Here is a 15,943-nt window from a genome sequence, read left to right as displayed (position 1 = left end):
GATTGTAAATTAAAGTCGAAATAGCATCTAAAATATAACCTCCAAACTGTCTAAGTACTCTCCTTGGGGGTTGTCTGTTAAACAAAGCAACCAAGAAGCAGCTACCCTCAACTCCCTAGAAAGAATTTTAGCCTCCTCTGGCCCAGGACTCCTCGTACCCTGCTCCCAATTCCCAATCCTAGCAGCCCCCAACCCTGTCCTCTCTGCCAAGATCTTAATCGTCCACCCATTCGCCTTTCTAGCCTGCGTAATCCTACCACCGATAATTTTTTTCATATTCATTTAGGTTCATTTGCTATCAAAAGGAAATACCCCATTGACTCTAAAAAGTGGCTATTTACAATGGGTTATTGGCAACACACTTCGTGTTATTGATTGATACTAAATGAAATTACTTGATATTGCAAGCACTGGTTTTGGAGCGGTGCTTTTAGATGGAAGAAGATGAAAATGGGATTTTTGTTTGTTACCACTACCGAATTATCAGCGCTGATGGGATTGCCTTATATCCAGCAGTCAGCCTATTTGCTGGGGATTCGGCCTTATATGGATAGGGAAACCTTTCTGGTTGGGGTTAAACGGAAAATCAGTTATCAGCAACTGGCTGAGGCTTTATATATTGAACCTCATCAAGGCCTTGAACAATCTGGCAGTCCTAGTCGTCAACAACTGCGAAGAATCATCTACGCCCTGGAAAGAGCTGGATTAATCAAGATTGAGTCTATAGGAATGAACCTGATTGTAAAATGTCTTTTAGCGGATGCGGATAATTCTGTTCAAAATAAACCCGACACAAACCCGACACAGCAACCCGACACAAACCAGGACAACAAAAAGAATTACAAATCATCAAGTTACGATGGTTTCTCTAAAAAACCCAACACAGCTCAAAACATAAAACCCGACACACCTCATAACTCAGAAAATTTGTGTGTGTATGTGGGCGCCCAATTTGAAAAATTTTGGGAACTTTATCCACAGAAGCAGGATGAGACCAGGGCATGTGAGGAATTTTATAAACTCAAGCCTGATGAAAGCCTGTTTAAGCAGATGATGGATGCCCTTAAGGCGCAAATTGAAAATCGCTTATACCTGGAGCTCTGTGGCGAATGGGTTCCTAAATGGAAATTTCCTGCCAATTGGCTAGCTCAACAATGCTGGAATGATGAACTTTTACCCGTAAGAAAACAGGAGCAAAATCATGCAAAGCCTCAAACAAGTTTTAGGAAAAAATCAGCCGCAGATATTCTCGCTGAATCCTGCAAAGAATCTAGCTTCAGCATCCACTTTGAAGACGAACCCCAAACAGGAAGCAACGTCCTCCACTTCAACTCAACAAGAAACGTATGACAAGCGGGTGGATACTTTGTTCTTACGTTTTAATGCCATCTATGGCGCATTGTGGCTGTCAGCTTATAACAACGAAAGAGCCCTTGAAGCAGCCAAGCTGGAATGGTCTGACAGCATTAAAGAATTCGAAAGCCAGGTATTAACCTTTGCCGTAGAAAAAATTAAAAGAACGCAACAACGCCCTCCAGTGCTCCCCGTCTTTGTAGAGCTTTGCAGCAGTATTCAAAAAGCAATCAAGGCTAGAGAAGAAGCCCTACAAGCTAGACCTGAAAACTACAAAAGAACCGATCCACAAGTCGTTAAATCCCACATCAAAGAGATGATGACAAAACTAACCAGCCCTTCAGTTAAGGAGAAAAAATCATGCTGATCTTAGACCGTAAAATTGGTGAAGAAATCTACATCAATAAAGGCAAAATCAAAATCACCGTTCTTTATGAAAAAAATGGCCTGATAGGGATTGGCGTCCGAGCGCCTAACTACATCGATATTGATCGCAAAGAAGTCTTTATCCGCAAGTTCATTGAAAAGTTAGACCAAGAAAACAAGTCAAATCAAAGTTAGGGGTCATTATGTTGAGAACAACCATTATCGGCTTTTTAGCCCTAAGCAGCTTGCAACTCCAAGCTGCCAATATCACCCAGGTTGGGCGTTATGCCACGGTTAATAATCAACCATTGGCTGCACAAATCAACCCGCTTAAAACTGTTCAGCAGATTCATTTTCCAAGCTCTGTGCAGTCGATAGGTGAAGCGGTTGAGTATTGGCTCCGCTACTCAGGCTACCATCTTGCGCCTCAGGATAAACAAAGCGAAAGCCTTCAACAGATCCTCAAGCAACCCCTACCCCAGGTTGCCAGAAACCTTGGTCCTTTAACCTTAGCCGACGGGCTTAGAGTATTGGTTGGAAAATCCCTGTTCAGCCTCAAGCAGGATGACCTCTCAAGAGAAATCAATTTCAGTCTTAATGCAAGGAGAGCGCAATGAAGAAATTCCTGGATGCCAAATGGCTTGGCCTGGTTGCTTTAAACATTCTGTTGGTTGTGTTTGTGTGTGTTAAACACAAATCTTCATCCTCTAATAACAACCTAAATGGCCTGGAACAAAAACTGACAACCATTGAGTCGCAATTAAATAAACCTACCCAACAGCCTGATCTTTCCCCCATTACTGACCATATCAAACAGCTGGGGGACTTTATCCAGCAAATGCAAAACAAGGACGACCATCAATTAGGTGAATTGTTTTCAACTGAACAAGCCGCCATTAAAAGCCAACTCGATGGCATCCAGGAATTACTGAAGCATTTAGATAGCCAAAAGCAGCCAGTTAAAATGCTGCCTGCAAGCGCTCTTCCTTTTAAAGTTTTAAGCATAGACAGCATACAGGAAGTTTCAGTCGCTTCGGTTGCTTACGATTATAAAACTAAAGCCCTTGAGAAAGGAGATTCCTTGGCCGGATGGAAAATTCTGGATATCAATTTTGCCAAGCAAACCATCGAATTTGAGAATGTAGAGAAAGCCCATGTCCTGATTCACTTGACTCAACAAGAGGTGGGCAATGAATAGGCTGACCACCCTCACCTTAGGCCTATTACTAGGCCAGCAAGCCATGGCAGGATTATATATTCCAGGCCTGGTAAACCCGTCTATGCAAACGGCAGACAATGCCTTGGCTAAGGCAGGACTGACTGAACTTCAGGATGAAGTGATTAATAGTAAAGAATTTCAACTGAATGAAGCACAAAAACAAGAAGCTTTAGTTTGGGGGCTAAATGAATCAGAAGAAAAACGCTATCTGCAATTAATGCAAAGCAGGAGCGGTATTTATTATAAAGAACTGCGCATGACCCCTGTCGATATCCTTGGACTTAATGCCAGAAATGACTCTGAACGCAATCATTTTGCCGAACTGGCAGCCCAACAAGAAGCCCAGAAAGTGGCACAAAACATTGCCTGGAATAATGCCTTTTACAAGGCCTACAATCAGTTATTTAAAGATGTCCCTGTGGTTGGCGATTTTGATCCCTCGCCCTACTCCCCTTATGCCCACCATCCCATTGAACTTAAAGAAGGCGAGGTACTGTATTTCTTTATAAGCCCTGACGATCCAGTTACCACCATCCTCATGCAGCTGATTGATGCCATAAACCGCAAACCTAACACCCAATTAAACCTATTTTTTCTGGATATGAATAAAGCTGCAATCCAGCTATGGGCAAATCGGCATCAAATCCCAATCAGCCTGGTAAATAGCCATCAAATAACCCTAAATCCAGGCCAGCAACAATTTGAAGCATTAAAACTCGATAAAAAACAAACGCCCTTGCTGCTGTTATCCAATGGCAAGACTTCTCAGATTGTCGATTTGGGGAGATTTTGATGTTGCGAATTTTGCTCTTATTAATCGTTTCTTTCCATGCCCATTGCATGAATGTCATCCCCTTAACAGTGGCTCAATCTGATAATGCCATGAAGCTCAACTTATCAAGCCCAATCGGAGTTCCAGCCAAGAGCAAGGCTACTGTCGGTAAAGTAACCCGCAAAGATATCCCGAAAAACTTATTGAATATGAACCTATTTATCATAGGGGCGGACAGGCTTTCCTACCAATGGTTAGAAGCTCACCAAGAAGAATTAAAATCTATGCAAGCGTTGGGATTCATCACAAATGTCAACGATTTTCAAACCATAGTTGCATTACAGAACAAATTCAAATTACCTTTGCTGCCAGTCAATATTGATCCCCTGTTGGACTTTATAAAAGAGCACCATTACCCCTTGATCATTGCTGAGGGGGCTGTATGGCAGTAAAACAATATTCCCGGCAATTAACCCTGCAACTGTTCCTGGTTTTATTTCTGGGCTGGTTGGCTCTCATTCTATGGGCTATCAGCCAATGGCTGCTCTATGGCTATCCTGCTGCCCTCGATACTGTAACTGCCTTAGTAAATACCCAAAGAGAAGCGATTACACCGGTTTACCAAGGCTCACTACTTGCGGCTCTGCCTCTTGAAGCCAAACCAAGCTGGCTTCTAATCATCCCCTACTTGAATAAATTCACCCTCAATGAATTTGCAGCCGATCTTCTGGTAAAAATACAACAATTTATACAACTGGTTGTACTCGCCAGCCAATGCCTTTTGATCAAATTAATTATCCTATTCGCTGCCCTGCCTCTATTTGCATTAACCATGACGGCAGGCCTGGTTGACGGGCTTAATCAAAGAGCTATTCGCACCGCCTGTTTAGGCCGAGAGTCTTCTTATATTTTTCACCGCCTTAATCATTATTTGAAAAAACTGCTGGTTATCTTGCTGATGCTTTGGCTTGCGGTGCCAGTTAGCATTACACCGGCTTATGTCTTTGTTCCCATCAGCTTAGCTATGGGTTTAATGGTGGCAATGACCGCCAGCCGCTTTAAAAAGTATTTATAGGGAGAAACCATGAAACGATTGCTTTACTTAACCCTGATGATTCTAAGCCTCAACAGCTGGGCAAATAACCCAGATTTAAACGAAACCCTGGTACGCATCATTAACCAAATTAACGCCATCATGCCTTTACTGGATGAAGCACAAACCCAACTCACCCCTAACACCAGAATCCAATTGCAAATTGAGGGATTTGAAGATGCTCAAGGTCAGCATCATGCAGGGGTTAGGGAAGATTTATTAAATATCCGCAATGAGCTGATTGATTACATCAACCAGCCAATCATTGCTCCTCGCAAGATTAAACCCCTAGAAATGGACTTTGTGAGGAAACCCTAATGAGTAAAGACGAAATCGCCAGACTATTTGCCACCACCTTTAAACAGGCCAGCAACAACATCACGGCACAGGTCTTTTCCGGCAGTATCCGCTTTATCGCCATCGCTTTGGTGATATTAGCGGTGATGTGGTCTGTAAACCACATGATGGGCGATGAAGAAAAACAGCAGCATGGATATATGCTGCGCCTGGGTTCAAGGCTAGTCCGATTAGTGATTGGCTTGATGCTTTTTATTCTGATTTTATTCGTTAAGGAGACAACATGAAATCAATGCTTCGTTCAATTTATCTTGGTGCAGTCAACCTGCTTTATGCCCCAGTCTTGCTGGCTGATAACTGGTTCCCGAAAATTTCCGATGCCGACAACATCGGCGATGGTTCGAAAAACATGATGTCGGTGACTGGAAACTATGTCAAACAAGGCTTGGGCTTATTGCTGTTCATCACTGCTGTGGTGACCTTTATCAAGTTCATTACCACCGTGCAGCACGGCATAGAGGAGTCTAAAAAGAACGAAGGCTCCATGGTGGCCTTTGGGACTTTTGCGGTAATGGGTATCACCTATTTGGCCATCAGCATTGCTTCTGGTTATGTGGGCTACACCATGATTACCAAATTTAAAATATAGGAGGTGAAACGATGAGTCAGCCTTCTTCGCGCCATCTGTCGCATGACTTCCCAGCCTGGAAAGGCTTAAGTCTGAGGGAATTGTTTTGGATAGTCATCACTACAACACCAGTTACCGCCCTGTTATTTGTCCTTTTTGGACTTTTGATTGGGTTTTCGCTGGCCTCAGGCTGCATCGGTTTTGTGGTGGGGTTCATTCTCTCCATTACCATCTGGCCTAAAGTTGTTGCCCGCGTAAAAGCAGGTAAACCCTATGGTTATGTCATGAAGAAAACAATTCTATGGATGGTGCGATTAAGGTTCAAACAATCACCCTGGATTCATTATCAGGGTCGATGGCAAAAGAATAAATCTGTTGGAGAGCCTCATGTTTAACTACTGGAAGAAAATAGACAACCTGCATCACCACAATCGATTACTACTGGCTTTTATAGGCCTGTTGTCAGTGATAATGCTGGCCTTGATTATAACCTTAATGACCCTGCCCAAACGCTATGAATTCTGGCTAACCCCTAACATGACGGCTAATGGTGGACTCATGAAAGCCAGCGAAGTGCCTAATGAGTATGTTCAAGGATTTGTGAGTTCATTAATGCCTAGCCTTTATAGCTGGACAAATAAAGGCAAAGACGAATTCACCCAAAATATTAGAGCCTTTCATTATTACTTTACCCCGAGACACGAACAACTACTTCATCAAACCCTGGCAGCTTATAAAAATGCCCAGTTGTTTGATCGCACTCAAGTCGCAAGCCTTTATCGTTTCATGGAGCCTCAAGACATTCAAAAAATTGGTCCTGATACCTGGGAAGTGCAATTGGTTTTAAGGATCACCCAAAGGCTGAAGGACAACTCGGCGATGGTCATTGCCGACAAAGTGGTTAGTTTCCATTTGCGGGTAGTCAAAGTCAATTTATCCCGTCTACATAACCCCTTTCAATTAGCGCTCGATGGGTACACCCGCCCTGAGGAACGCTTACAAGATTTACTGGTCGACACGGAGGAACACCATGAAATACGTTAAATTTACCCTGCTTGCCTTTGGTCTTGCCTTAACGCAATTGAGCCATGCCTTGGCAAGTGAACATTTGGTTTGGGAAAAGGTTCCTCTTGCCATTGAGTTGCCCATTAATCAAGAGCGTTTAGTGCAATTTCCTCAGCCCATCAAAATCATAGATCAGCAATTAAATGCCAATCTGGAAGTTTTAAAGGTCAAAGACAGCCTTTATCTTAAGGCCAAGGAACCCTTTAAAGATTCGCGTTTAATAGCCCAGCTTCTGCCAGAAGGCGAGGTTATTATTTTAAATCTTAAGGCTGATGAGGCTGCCAAGAATACAACGCCTATCGAGATCTTGATTGATAATCCTAAATTATCTCCATCACAAAATATTAATCAGTATGAATACAACGCCATTCAACTCACTCGCTTTGCCATCCAGGCCTTGTATTCACCAGAAAGAGTGAGAGAAATTCCTGAGGGGATTTATCGCACACCTATGCAAACCAATAAAATCATTCCCTTATTTTATGAGGCCAGCGTTGAGGCTCGTCCTCTAGCCTCCTGGCGTGGGGGTAATCTTTACGTGACGGCAGTCGAGCTCAAAAATTTGCTGAATAAACCCCTGCAACTACATTTTTCCAAGATCATTGGGCAGTGGCAAACAGCAAGTTTTTTCCCCAAGAGCACCCTGCCTGAACGCAATCAGCATGAGAGCACCACCCTCTTTGTTGTCTCTGATAAGCCCTTTGTAGAAGCCCTTTCCGCCCATAGGAGGTACCAGCGATGAATAAAAACCATGGCATTAAAATCCTGGCTGGCTCTGTAGTCTTTGCTGTCATCATGATTCTGATGAACAGCCGTCATACTACTCCAGCCAATGATAATCCGACTAATCCCAATAACTTCGGCGAGGCTATCACCAGTCAGTTTAATGACAACATCAGAGATGTTTCCGCCCGATTAATAGAGACGGAAAAGAAGCTTGATCAAATCAATAAGGAAAATAAATCCCTGCAAAAACAATTAAAAAACCCTAAACCAGAAGCAAGCCATGTTTGGCAAGACGAAATACAAGCCCTTAAAGAGCAAATATCTTCACTGACAAACAATAAAACCGAAACCTATCCAATGGATGGCAGTCCTGTAGCCAAAGGAGGGCAAATTAAAGATCTGGATGCCCTGCTTGATAAAGCTTCGCTGAAAACCAATTTATTTATGGATAATGAATCCCCAACCAAAGAGGAAGAACCGACCAAAACCCCTTTCTATACCATTCCAGCAGGAAGCGATTTTAGTAAAGTAACTTTGCTCTCTGCTCTAATAGGTGAGGTGCCAGTTGAAGGTAAACTGATGCAACCCTTATTTCCTTTCTCGGCCATCGTCAGCCGTGGGGATTTAATGACTGCGAATGGCATGCAATTGCCCCCAGAAATTACCGGCATGAAAATCAGCGGTTATGCAATTGGAGTAGGTTCTTTTCTCGACAACATCAGCTGCGTCAGAGCTTACGTCACCTCAGCCTTATTTGTCTTCGAAGATGGACATTTCGTAACCGTTGGCCAGGAACAGATGAAAAGTTCTGCCGAATTAGTCAATAACGACAGCATCGGATATCTCACGACTCAATTTGGCAATCCCTGCATCAAAGGGCAATACATCACCAATGCCCCGAGAGTATTAAGCACTCTGATGGTTGCTGGCGGTATACAAGGTGCAGGCACTGCCCTTTCAAAATGGCAAATGAGCTACCAGGCTGAAGGTGGTACTGCTATCACCACACCGACTGGCGATATGGCTCATTATGCTGCCGGAGGTGCCATTAATGAAGGCAGTCAGAAAGTATCAGACTGGCTGGAAAAGCGGATTGAAGGAAGCTTTGACATGGTCTTTGTACCAGCCAGCCTTCGCGCTCCGTCTGGATTTATTCCTAACCACTTAAGTTTACATTTCAGTCAAACCATAGCCATTGATAAAGAACACCACGGGAGGGTATTAGATTATGGTTACCATCAACAAAAAAATTATGATAATTCTTTGCGCTAATTTGGCATTAAGCGCCTGCTCCACGGCGAGAATGTCTCAAAGCGCAATTCCTGAGCAAGGCTTAACGGTCAGCCAGCTTAATCAGCAAAGCCAACAAGAGCCTTTATATAAGCCTGTCTTTCATGAGGTGAAATTGGGGGAATCTGGAGAGGAGTTTAAATCGCTGCCAAATCCTGAAGTTCCAATTCATGTCTTTGCGCATGTGGCTCAACTGGGCGATGAACAATTGATTAAACCTGCCTATACCACACGTTTTTTTCTCTATAAACAAAACCAGTATGCCCTGGCCTCAGAATTGTATTAAGGAGAAGCGATGAAGTCATTAATCAACTGGTTGCTTGGGGAGTCGAATCCCCAGGCTATCACCGAACAAGACATCAAAAAGCGTTATGCAAATCCCCTGCCCTCTTTAGCCGACAGACTGGCTATTGTTGATTTTGACGAGCAAGAGCAGGTCTTTTTATTTGCCGACGGGAAAAGCATAGGTTCTGGTTTTGAATTAGGCGATATTCCTGCTGAAGCTGCTTCGCCTGAATACCTGGAAGCCGTCTTTCATAAAATACGTGATACCTTTGCTGCTGTTGTTCCCTTACATTCTACTGCTCCTTGGGTGATGCAAATGTATGTTCAGGATGAATACTGCCTAACCCCAGTTATCGAACATATAAAAAATTATGTCTCACCAGCCCTGATCGATACACCTTTAACTCAAGATTATTTAAAACGCCTGCAAGATCTCTATAACAAAATGACGCGGCCTGAGGGGCTTTTCATAGACCCCAAAACAGGCTCACCCTATCGAGGAAGAAGGCGCAGAACTCGGGTACTGTTTTACCGCAATCTCCATCAAACTAATCTAAGCCGAGAACAAGCCCTGCAAGAGCATCAGGAAGTCATTAGCCAAATAGAAAGTAAACTCCGCTCACCTGGACTAGAACTTAAAAGACTGAGCGGGCAGGATTATTACCAATGGTGGGTTCATTGGTTTAACCCTCAATCTGCGGATAAAATACTTGAGCAATATCCCTACCCCAATCCCATCCCTGCTGGTTTTAATCTGGCGCAAAATGTTTTCTTTTTTCCGCCAGAAAGCGATGAGCAAGGATTTGTCCTTGAAGGGATAAAACAAAAAATCCTGTATGTAGATGGTCTAAAAGAAGCGCCTCTAATTGGTTTGGTTTCGAGAGAAAGGCAGCAGGCCAATCCTAAGCACCGATATGCCCTTTTAGATACCTTACCTGAGGGCAGCATTTATACCATTCAGGTTGTATTTAGTCATGATGAAAGCCTCGATGCCCATTTGACCCGTTTGGAAAAAGGGATTGTTGGAACCAGCCTGAAACCGCAAGAAGTCAGAGATGACATTAAGACCGCCCGTAATGAACTAAGCGTGGGCAATCGGCTTTTCTGGGTCAATCAGGCTGTCATCTATCAGGCTAAAGATGAACAAGAATCACAAGTTATAGAAAAAAACCTGCATGCGATTTTCAATGATGCCAAAATGCCATTAATTCACTCCTCCTATGATATTCACCCTCTTAACTCCTGGCTCAATGCCCTGCCCTTTAATTTTGATCCTCACTATGCCCGTAAATACCTATGCTTTGACCGCCTGATGTATGCCACTGAACTCGCAGCTTTGCTTCCCGTTTATGGCCGTAACCAAGGTGCAAGGCATCTACCCTGCTTTCCCTTTTTTAATCGGCTGGGTGAACCTGTGTTCTTTGATTTACTGCACCATGACTTTATCAGCCAAAATTCACATTGTGCCTTGTTCGCCAACTCTGGTGGTGGCAAATCGGTTTTGACCGGGTGGATGATTCAATCATTATTGGCAATGAAAAATGCCCGAGTGGTGCTTTTTGAAATGGGTAATTCTTTTGATCGCATGCTCATTCATGCCAAAGCACATGGTAAAAAAACCAAACAGCTATTGTTGAGCAATAAGAAAGAAGAAGCCGTTCCCTTAAACCCATTTTGCGAGGCCTATAAGGCTATTCCTGAAATCACGGATAATCTAAGTACCGAGCAAGCAACCTCCATTGCTCAGAAAATAATGGCTTTAAAAGAAAACCTCAAAGAGCCAGCTAACTCAGAAGAATTTTCCTGTGGTGATGGTTCACGTTCCTTTCTAGCTGAGCTCGCCTTGGCTTTGCGCACCATGATTACTGAAGCCAATTCCCAGGAAGAAGAGCAATTTACCCTGGCGGATGAAACGCTATTAATTGAAGTCTTAATCGATGCCATCCTTACCTCGTTTAATAATGACATCCCGCAAATGCTGACGGAGCATGTGGTAGCCGCTTTTAAAAGACGGTTGGATAAGGAAGCAGTCCCACGCAAGAAAGACCGTATTCTTGATCTGCATGACCGATTAAATAGTTATGTCATTAACAGTGCCAAATCCCGCTTTTTCAATGTACCGACCGAACCCTTGGGTGACTTTGATATCTTTCATATCGATATTTCAGCCATTAAAGATGATACCGGAAAACTGGCTTTGGTTATGGTGTCCTTGCTTCCCAGAATTTTAGCCATGGCAGAGGCCACCCAAAACGATAACCGACCAACCTTCCTTTTTATTGATGAGTCCCATTTGCAATTTCAAATCCCTTCCGTGGTGACTGTGTGTTTGTTGGTTGCCAAGGTCGCAAGAAAACTCGGGCTTTGGCTGGTTGCGATTACTCAAAACGTCACTGACATGAACTCTGAGAAAGCTACCAAAATTTTATCCTTGATTGAAACCTGGATTTTATTAGGCCTTGATGAAAAGGAAATCTCTGATGTGAAACGGTTTAAATCCCTAACCCCTCAGCAAGAAACCCTAATCCGCGATATTGATTCACAAAAAGGATTGTATGCAGAAGCCGTTTTATTGGGCTCAAGGTATCAGGGCTTATTTAGAGTTATTCCACCTCGCTACCTGCTCGCCCTTTTGATGACGGAAAAATCAGAAAAAGCACAACGCCACGTTTTGGAGAAAGAATATGATGTCCTTGAAGCCGCTGAAATCATGGCTAAAAAGCTCGAACAACCTAAGGCTCAGTCTGATAACAGGGTTTACTTTTATGACTAATTTATCTTATGCCCTGGAAAGCACTAGCCCGCCAAACCCTACGAATAGCTTTACGATTGCAGCCCGAGTTCTCGAAAAATTATTTCACAACAGCCATTACAAAGTCATTGGTTCCTGCACCTGGGCGGTTGGTCACTTACCGCCAAAACTGGTTATCACCCCTGCTGTTGAACAGTTCTTGCCTGATTTGATTATTACCGTTAGTAATAAGCCAGAGGAAAACCCCTGGTTAGAAGCTCGGGCAATTTATGAGAACTCGGCTTCAAGGACGGTTTACCAACAAGCCTATAAAGCAGCGACAGGATCTGAGCTTGGCTTCGGCAATGACAGCGGTCAAACAACAGATCAGCATATGAATGATGATCGCGCCCGTATCGTTGATGTGATTGGAAGCCCTGCTGGACTCTATCGTATCCCATACTTATCGCATAAACCTGAAACGGGGTTTGGCCGGCCTTATTATCTAGCTGAGGCTGATGCAGTAATGGATAGGACTGAGGCTGCGGAAGTTCTTTATATGGGAACCCATCCTTATCTTTTGGTCACACCAATTGGCACCACATTTCAACATTGGGGCTTTGAAATCCCAAGACTGATGCGAGTGACTCAACCTTATAATTATCGCGCCTCTGTTGTTGCTGCCATGCATGCAGCCGATATTGTTACCAACAAAAACCCTTTGCATGTGACTAAATCTACCACCAATTCTTGCGGTAAAAATTGTGTGGTGGCCAATGCCATTTATGACCCCAAAAATCAAAAAGTGATCTGGCAGGAAGTATACCCCCTCAACCGCACGATCCATCCTGGCGATCCCGGTGATTACGGTTTGGATGATGAAAAAGCTGGCAATGGTAATTATGTCTTTGTCTTGTGGCGTAAATACCGTGGCTGCATTCAGCACCGCGGTAAGCTGATTCACTATTTATCATTTCCCAAAGTTGGACACCCTCAAAAACGATAGGACGATGCTATGAAAAAAATATTACTAATACCCTTACTCATTCCAAGCTTAACCTTTGCCGGAAGCTTCATGCCCACTCAGTCGGATTACTATTATGAATTGGGAGGAACTTCAAATTTATTCGTCCCTCCAGTCAATAAAGATCAGACCTTGAGAATCGGGGCAGATGTCGATGGCCGTCTGGGTTTTTCCTGTAGCGGATTTAATCCTGCTGTGTCCATAACCAATACATTTCAGGATTTAAAAAAATCGGCGATCAATATCCCCGGCGGTGTTATTGATAACTTAAAAGGTTCTGTTGCAGGGTTTCCACTTTATAAACTCCAGCAATCCATGCCTGGGCTTTATAATGTTTTGCAAAACGCGGCATCAAGCGCCCAGAATGAGTTTTCCCTGAAAGTTAAAGATTGCCAGGAGGTCAAACAATCCCTGGAACAAAATCAATCACCCATGGAAGGCATGCTCTCCGTCTCAGACAGTCAAGGCTGGTTGGAAGCCTACAAGCGGGCTAAGAAGGAAAATGTTGATGTCACTGAAACGGCCAAGAGTATTGCCCAGAAACGCGATGATTACGGCTTACCCTGGATTGGCAGTGAAAAAGGCAATGCTGGCGGTAAGTTTCAAAGGCCTATCAAGGTAATCAATGATGTGGTCATTGCTGGCTACAACATTCTGTTAGAGAGAAAACCTTTAGATTCTATAGAAAAACCAAGTACCCAGATCCCCATGACACAAAGCTGGCCAACGCCTACCGATGCAGCGAATTGGGCAGTGAAAGTTCTTGGCGATATTCAGGTCAGCAGCAGTGAGAACAAGCAAAATCATGATGCTAAAGCAGGAATAGGTTTGTCGACCTTATTACAAAGCTGTGCGAACGCCAATACCTGTAGTCAGAACATAGCCAAGGCTTTATGGAATTTGGTCAATGGTACCTGGACTCTGACCGAAGAGAATCTTAGAAAAGTCAGTGCATCTAATTTACTGATCACCGATGAAGTGATTATCACCATTCAGCATCTACCCCGTGAAGAACAGATGCTTACCGTCTCAAAACTGGCTGAGGAAATCGCAGTGCAAAACATGCTGGATAAGGCCATGATGATGCGCCGTATCTTACAGGCAGGATTACAAGTTCAAGAGGTACAGAATTTAAAGCCTGCAATGAATATGGTCTTATTTGCCCTGAAAAAGCTGGATGATGACATTCACTCCTTGTCCTTTGAAAACGATGTCCGTAAAAAAATGATGACCGAAACCCTGGGAACCATCATGGATATACGCCATCAAGCCCAAAGCCAAAATATACCAGGCCAGGATCACGAACAGCCTGCCGTTAAAAACGGCGCAATCTACGTTAAAGAAAATAAAGGGGCATAATCATGATTGTCTTTAATCCTTTATCCCTCTACACCACCTATCTAGGTTGGCAACAGTACGAGGTTCTATTCAACGCCCTGTGGCAAACAGGGCTGTTGTACCTTGGCTTTTTGGCCATTGGTTGTCGCTTTCTTAAGAACGTGCTCAATCCAGCTAGCGCGTTCTATGCAGTTGAACATGCTTTAAATAATTTCCTGTATGAATTGGCAATCACTTTCCTGATATGCAGTTTTTTTGTCTACCCCTGTGTACCACTGGAAACCAAAGCCCTGCAATTTAAACCCCTATGTGGATTGAAGAATCCAACCACAGCCGTGATTGGCGACAGTGGAACAACCTATGATGAGGCCTTTGCAGATCTGCTAACTAACCAGGTCAAAATTCCTATAGGCTTTTCCATCATCCAGAACTTTATGTCGAGCTTTACTTACAGTCTCATGAAGGTAACGGGTTGTACCGACAGTCTCCAATCCATTCAAGGCGATTTGATATCAACCTATCTGCCACAGAATATACGCAAACAAGCCTTGGATTTTCATAGGCAATGTTTTATTGAAGCGAGAACCCAATTCAACAGTGAAAAGCATGAAGCCAGTGAATTAGATCCCATGCTAAAACGCTATGGCGGTGAAGATGATCTAAACTGGATGGGTTCTAAAATTCTGCAAAAAATGTATTACAGCAAACTCCATGCACGCCAACCTGTGCCAGGATTTACTTTTAATCAAGCCCCTAACCGCAATCTTGAAAAAGCAGCCAACCGTGGCGATATACCACCAGAACAATTACCTGAAGACGGCTACCCTAGCTGTCAACAATGGTGGCTTAAAATCAAATCTGATCTGGTTGATGTGTCTAACCAAGCCAGTGTTTTTAACAAACACTTAAATTACTACGCCATGCTGGATAGAGTTAGGCAGTATAAAGCGAAACATCCCAAAGCCTGGAAAGCAGAGATCAGCGCAGAAGATTTTATAGCCAAGATGCTCCTGCAAGAAAGCAAAGACATGCAGGCAAGCTCAGTACAAAACCTGATGGACAATAACAATGGCAAAGTTGCATCTGCAATTACCCATAGTTTGGTCAATGTCGGGCAATGGACAAAATCCTGGACATCTACCCCATTGAAACGAGAAGCCATCATGCAAACTCTGCCCGTCATGCAGGCGTTTTTCATGTTCTTTCTGATCATTCTCACCCCAATGGTTCTGTCATTAAGTTGCTACAGCCCCAGGGCATTAGGCAGTTTGTGCGCCTTATTTGTCATGGCTATTTTTCTTCAGTACCTGTGGCATTTAGTCGGGTTTCTTGAACGATCAGTCCTTGATCCTTTAGGGGAAAATGAAGCAATTTCTGCTATGAAGAATATGGCTGTGATGTTTTACTTTGTTGCACCGGTATTATTGCTAAGGTTATCAAGTCATTTTGGCGGTGATGCTGGGGCGGGTCTTATGGATTTAGTCAGTGGTTCTGAACGTCATAGCGATAACGTAAGCCAATCAGGTATGCAAGTCGCCCAAGCCGGCGCTAAAGTAATTTCAGGAGGTCTTCGATGAAGACCTTATTTAGACTCAAGGGATTCATTGTATTCACGAATACTAATCAAACCCTTATCAAATTTTTCTTGAGCCTCATAAACAGTCAAGTAGCGTTTAGCAGGTTTATTCTCTGCCACGCCGACAATAGCATCAAGAACGACCGCCAACAACCGAAATACCTTTCTCATTTGGAGCTA

22 protein-coding genes are annotated in these 15,943 nt (G+C 43.5%); 20 read left to right on the top strand and 2 right to left on the bottom strand.

The window, feature by feature from the left end; all coding sequences use genetic code 11:
- Positions 1 to 27: 27 nt before the first annotated feature.
- Positions 28 to 276, bottom strand: a complete 249-nt coding sequence (locus BN1094_RS04745) for a helix-turn-helix domain-containing protein (RefSeq protein WP_245614220.1) — start codon at positions 274 to 276, stop codon at positions 28 to 30.
- 174 nt (positions 277 to 450) lie between these two features.
- Between BN1094_RS04745 and BN1094_RS04740 the strand changes: the two genes are divergently transcribed.
- The 20 genes from BN1094_RS04740 to BN1094_RS04645 are packed head-to-tail and all read left to right on the top strand — an operon-like array spanning position 451 to position 15,764.
- The gene (locus BN1094_RS04740; protein ID WP_043873741.1) at positions 451 to 1,350 is read left to right on the top strand and encodes a hypothetical protein; all 900 of its coding nucleotides are present in this window, start codon (positions 451 to 453) and stop codon (positions 1,348 to 1,350) included.
- Between the two features lie 7 nt (positions 1,351 to 1,357).
- Positions 1,358 to 1,720 (top strand): hypothetical protein, encoded by a 363-nt coding sequence (locus tag BN1094_RS04735; protein ID WP_245614180.1) that lies wholly within the window; start codon positions 1,358 to 1,360, stop codon positions 1,718 to 1,720.
- Complete coding sequence (locus tag BN1094_RS04730) at positions 1,714 to 1,914, top strand: carbon storage regulator (protein ID WP_043873174.1); 201 nt, start codon at positions 1,714 to 1,716, stop codon at positions 1,912 to 1,914. The genes BN1094_RS04735 and BN1094_RS04730 overlap by 7 nt, the downstream gene beginning before the upstream one ends.
- A gap of 8 nt (positions 1,915 to 1,922) precedes the next feature.
- Complete coding sequence (gene pilL2, locus BN1094_RS04725; RefSeq protein ID WP_043873173.1) at positions 1,923 to 2,336, top strand: PFGI-1 class ICE element type IV pilus protein PilL2; 414 nt, start codon at positions 1,923 to 1,925, stop codon at positions 2,334 to 2,336.
- Positions 2,333 to 2,917, top strand: coding sequence for a hypothetical protein (locus tag BN1094_RS04720; RefSeq protein ID WP_043873172.1), 585 nt, complete (start codon positions 2,333 to 2,335; stop codon positions 2,915 to 2,917). Before pilL2 ends, BN1094_RS04720 begins: the two co-directional genes overlap by 4 nt.
- Positions 2,910 to 3,731, top strand: a complete 822-nt coding sequence (locus tag BN1094_RS04715; protein ID WP_043873171.1) for a TIGR03759 family integrating conjugative element protein — start codon at positions 2,910 to 2,912, stop codon at positions 3,729 to 3,731. Before BN1094_RS04720 ends, BN1094_RS04715 begins: the two co-directional genes overlap by 8 nt.
- On the top strand, positions 3,731 to 4,162 hold the full coding sequence (locus BN1094_RS04710; protein ID WP_043873170.1) for a PFL_4695 family integrating conjugative element protein: 432 nt from the start codon (positions 3,731 to 3,733) through the stop codon (positions 4,160 to 4,162). Before BN1094_RS04715 ends, BN1094_RS04710 begins: the two co-directional genes overlap by 1 nt.
- Positions 4,153 to 4,785: an IncC plasmid conjugative DNA transfer DtrJ family protein gene (locus tag BN1094_RS04705; RefSeq protein ID WP_043873169.1), complete on the top strand. Its 633-nt coding sequence runs from the start codon at positions 4,153 to 4,155 to the stop codon at positions 4,783 to 4,785. The genes BN1094_RS04710 and BN1094_RS04705 overlap by 10 nt, the downstream gene beginning before the upstream one ends.
- 9 nt (positions 4,786 to 4,794) lie before the next feature.
- Positions 4,795 to 5,121, top strand: coding sequence for a hypothetical protein (locus BN1094_RS04700; protein ID WP_043873168.1), 327 nt, complete (start codon positions 4,795 to 4,797; stop codon positions 5,119 to 5,121).
- Positions 5,121 to 5,387 (top strand): hypothetical protein, encoded by a 267-nt coding sequence (locus tag BN1094_RS04695; protein WP_043873167.1) that lies wholly within the window; start codon positions 5,121 to 5,123, stop codon positions 5,385 to 5,387. The genes BN1094_RS04700 and BN1094_RS04695 overlap by 1 nt, the downstream gene beginning before the upstream one ends.
- Positions 5,384 to 5,749: a hypothetical protein gene (locus BN1094_RS04690; RefSeq protein WP_027219221.1), complete on the top strand. Its 366-nt coding sequence runs from the start codon at positions 5,384 to 5,386 to the stop codon at positions 5,747 to 5,749. The genes BN1094_RS04695 and BN1094_RS04690 overlap by 4 nt, the downstream gene beginning before the upstream one ends.
- An 11-nt stretch (positions 5,750 to 5,760) precedes the next feature.
- Entirely contained in the window at positions 5,761 to 6,123 is a 363-nt protein-coding gene (locus tag BN1094_RS04685; protein ID WP_043873166.1) for a TIGR03750 family conjugal transfer protein, read from the top strand.
- Entirely contained in the window at positions 6,116 to 6,772 is a 657-nt protein-coding gene (locus tag BN1094_RS04680; RefSeq protein ID WP_043873165.1) for a DUF2895 family protein, read from the top strand. Before BN1094_RS04685 ends, BN1094_RS04680 begins: the two co-directional genes overlap by 8 nt.
- Positions 6,759 to 7,535 (top strand): TIGR03749 family integrating conjugative element protein, encoded by a 777-nt coding sequence (locus BN1094_RS04675; protein WP_043873164.1) that lies wholly within the window; start codon positions 6,759 to 6,761, stop codon positions 7,533 to 7,535. The genes BN1094_RS04680 and BN1094_RS04675 overlap by 14 nt, the downstream gene beginning before the upstream one ends.
- A complete protein-coding gene (locus tag BN1094_RS04670) occupies positions 7,532 to 8,791 on the top strand; it encodes a TIGR03752 family integrating conjugative element protein (RefSeq protein WP_043873163.1) in 1,260 nt (419 codons plus the stop codon). Before BN1094_RS04675 ends, BN1094_RS04670 begins: the two co-directional genes overlap by 4 nt.
- Complete coding sequence (locus BN1094_RS04665) at positions 8,748 to 9,095, top strand: hypothetical protein (protein WP_043873162.1); 348 nt, start codon at positions 8,748 to 8,750, stop codon at positions 9,093 to 9,095. Before BN1094_RS04670 ends, BN1094_RS04665 begins: the two co-directional genes overlap by 44 nt.
- A 9-nt stretch (positions 9,096 to 9,104) precedes the next feature.
- Positions 9,105 to 11,867 carry a conjugative transfer ATPase gene (locus BN1094_RS04660; protein WP_043873161.1) on the top strand — a complete coding sequence of 921 codons (2,763 nt, stop codon included), beginning with the start codon at positions 9,105 to 9,107 and terminating at the stop codon, positions 11,865 to 11,867.
- Positions 11,860 to 12,831: a TIGR03756 family integrating conjugative element protein gene (locus BN1094_RS04655; RefSeq protein ID WP_043873160.1), complete on the top strand. Its 972-nt coding sequence runs from the start codon at positions 11,860 to 11,862 to the stop codon at positions 12,829 to 12,831. The genes BN1094_RS04660 and BN1094_RS04655 overlap by 8 nt, the downstream gene beginning before the upstream one ends.
- A 9-nt stretch (positions 12,832 to 12,840) precedes the next feature.
- Entirely contained in the window at positions 12,841 to 14,208 is a 1,368-nt protein-coding gene (locus BN1094_RS04650; protein ID WP_043873159.1) for an integrating conjugative element protein, read from the top strand.
- Between the two features lie 2 nt (positions 14,209 to 14,210).
- Complete coding sequence (locus BN1094_RS04645) at positions 14,211 to 15,764, top strand: conjugal transfer protein TraG N-terminal domain-containing protein (RefSeq protein ID WP_043873158.1); 1,554 nt, start codon at positions 14,211 to 14,213, stop codon at positions 15,762 to 15,764.
- 5 nt (positions 15,765 to 15,769) lie between these two features.
- On the opposite strand, the gene BN1094_RS19475 is transcribed toward BN1094_RS04645, so the two are convergent.
- Positions 15,770 to 15,934 carry a hypothetical protein gene (locus BN1094_RS19475; RefSeq protein ID WP_099908964.1) on the bottom strand — a complete coding sequence of 55 codons (165 nt, stop codon included), beginning with the start codon at positions 15,932 to 15,934 and terminating at the stop codon, positions 15,770 to 15,772.
- Positions 15,935 to 15,943 lie beyond the last annotated feature (9 nt).

The organism is Legionella massiliensis (assembly GCF_000756815.1).
In the GTDB taxonomy this organism is placed as follows: Bacteria; Pseudomonadota; Gammaproteobacteria; order Legionellales; family Legionellaceae; genus Tatlockia; species Tatlockia massiliensis.
Note: the sequence above shows the minus strand (reverse complement) of the source record. Positions and strands in the feature narration are given on the sequence as shown.

Coding starts and splice junctions, on each gene's coding strand:
- BN1094_RS04745 (WP_245614220.1), bottom strand. CDS start 276: ATGAAAAAAATTATCGGTGGTAGGATTACGCAGGCTAGAAAGGCGAAT.
- BN1094_RS04740 (WP_043873741.1), top strand. CDS start 451: ATGGGATTTTTGTTTGTTACCACTACCGAATTATCAGCGCTGATGGGA.
- BN1094_RS04730 (WP_043873174.1), top strand. CDS start 1,714: ATGCTGATCTTAGACCGTAAAATTGGTGAAGAAATCTACATCAATAAA.
- pilL2 (WP_043873173.1), top strand. CDS start 1,923: ATGTTGAGAACAACCATTATCGGCTTTTTAGCCCTAAGCAGCTTGCAA.
- BN1094_RS04720 (WP_043873172.1), top strand. CDS start 2,333: ATGAAGAAATTCCTGGATGCCAAATGGCTTGGCCTGGTTGCTTTAAAC.
- BN1094_RS04715 (WP_043873171.1), top strand. CDS start 2,910: ATGAATAGGCTGACCACCCTCACCTTAGGCCTATTACTAGGCCAGCAA.
- BN1094_RS04710 (WP_043873170.1), top strand. CDS start 3,731: ATGTTGCGAATTTTGCTCTTATTAATCGTTTCTTTCCATGCCCATTGC.
- BN1094_RS04705 (WP_043873169.1), top strand. CDS start 4,153: ATGGCAGTAAAACAATATTCCCGGCAATTAACCCTGCAACTGTTCCTG.
- BN1094_RS04700 (WP_043873168.1), top strand. CDS start 4,795: ATGAAACGATTGCTTTACTTAACCCTGATGATTCTAAGCCTCAACAGC.
- BN1094_RS04695 (WP_043873167.1), top strand. CDS start 5,121: ATGAGTAAAGACGAAATCGCCAGACTATTTGCCACCACCTTTAAACAG.
- BN1094_RS04690 (WP_027219221.1), top strand. CDS start 5,384: ATGAAATCAATGCTTCGTTCAATTTATCTTGGTGCAGTCAACCTGCTT.
- BN1094_RS04685 (WP_043873166.1), top strand. CDS start 5,761: ATGAGTCAGCCTTCTTCGCGCCATCTGTCGCATGACTTCCCAGCCTGG.
- BN1094_RS04680 (WP_043873165.1), top strand. CDS start 6,116: ATGTTTAACTACTGGAAGAAAATAGACAACCTGCATCACCACAATCGA.
- BN1094_RS04675 (WP_043873164.1), top strand. CDS start 6,759: ATGAAATACGTTAAATTTACCCTGCTTGCCTTTGGTCTTGCCTTAACG.
- BN1094_RS04670 (WP_043873163.1), top strand. CDS start 7,532: ATGAATAAAAACCATGGCATTAAAATCCTGGCTGGCTCTGTAGTCTTT.
- BN1094_RS04665 (WP_043873162.1), top strand. CDS start 8,748: ATGGTTACCATCAACAAAAAAATTATGATAATTCTTTGCGCTAATTTG.
- BN1094_RS04660 (WP_043873161.1), top strand. CDS start 9,105: ATGAAGTCATTAATCAACTGGTTGCTTGGGGAGTCGAATCCCCAGGCT.
- BN1094_RS04655 (WP_043873160.1), top strand. CDS start 11,860: ATGACTAATTTATCTTATGCCCTGGAAAGCACTAGCCCGCCAAACCCT.
- BN1094_RS04650 (WP_043873159.1), top strand. CDS start 12,841: ATGAAAAAAATATTACTAATACCCTTACTCATTCCAAGCTTAACCTTT.
- BN1094_RS04645 (WP_043873158.1), top strand. CDS start 14,211: ATGATTGTCTTTAATCCTTTATCCCTCTACACCACCTATCTAGGTTGG.
- BN1094_RS19475 (WP_099908964.1), bottom strand. CDS start 15,934: ATGAGAAAGGTATTTCGGTTGTTGGCGGTCGTTCTTGATGCTATTGTC.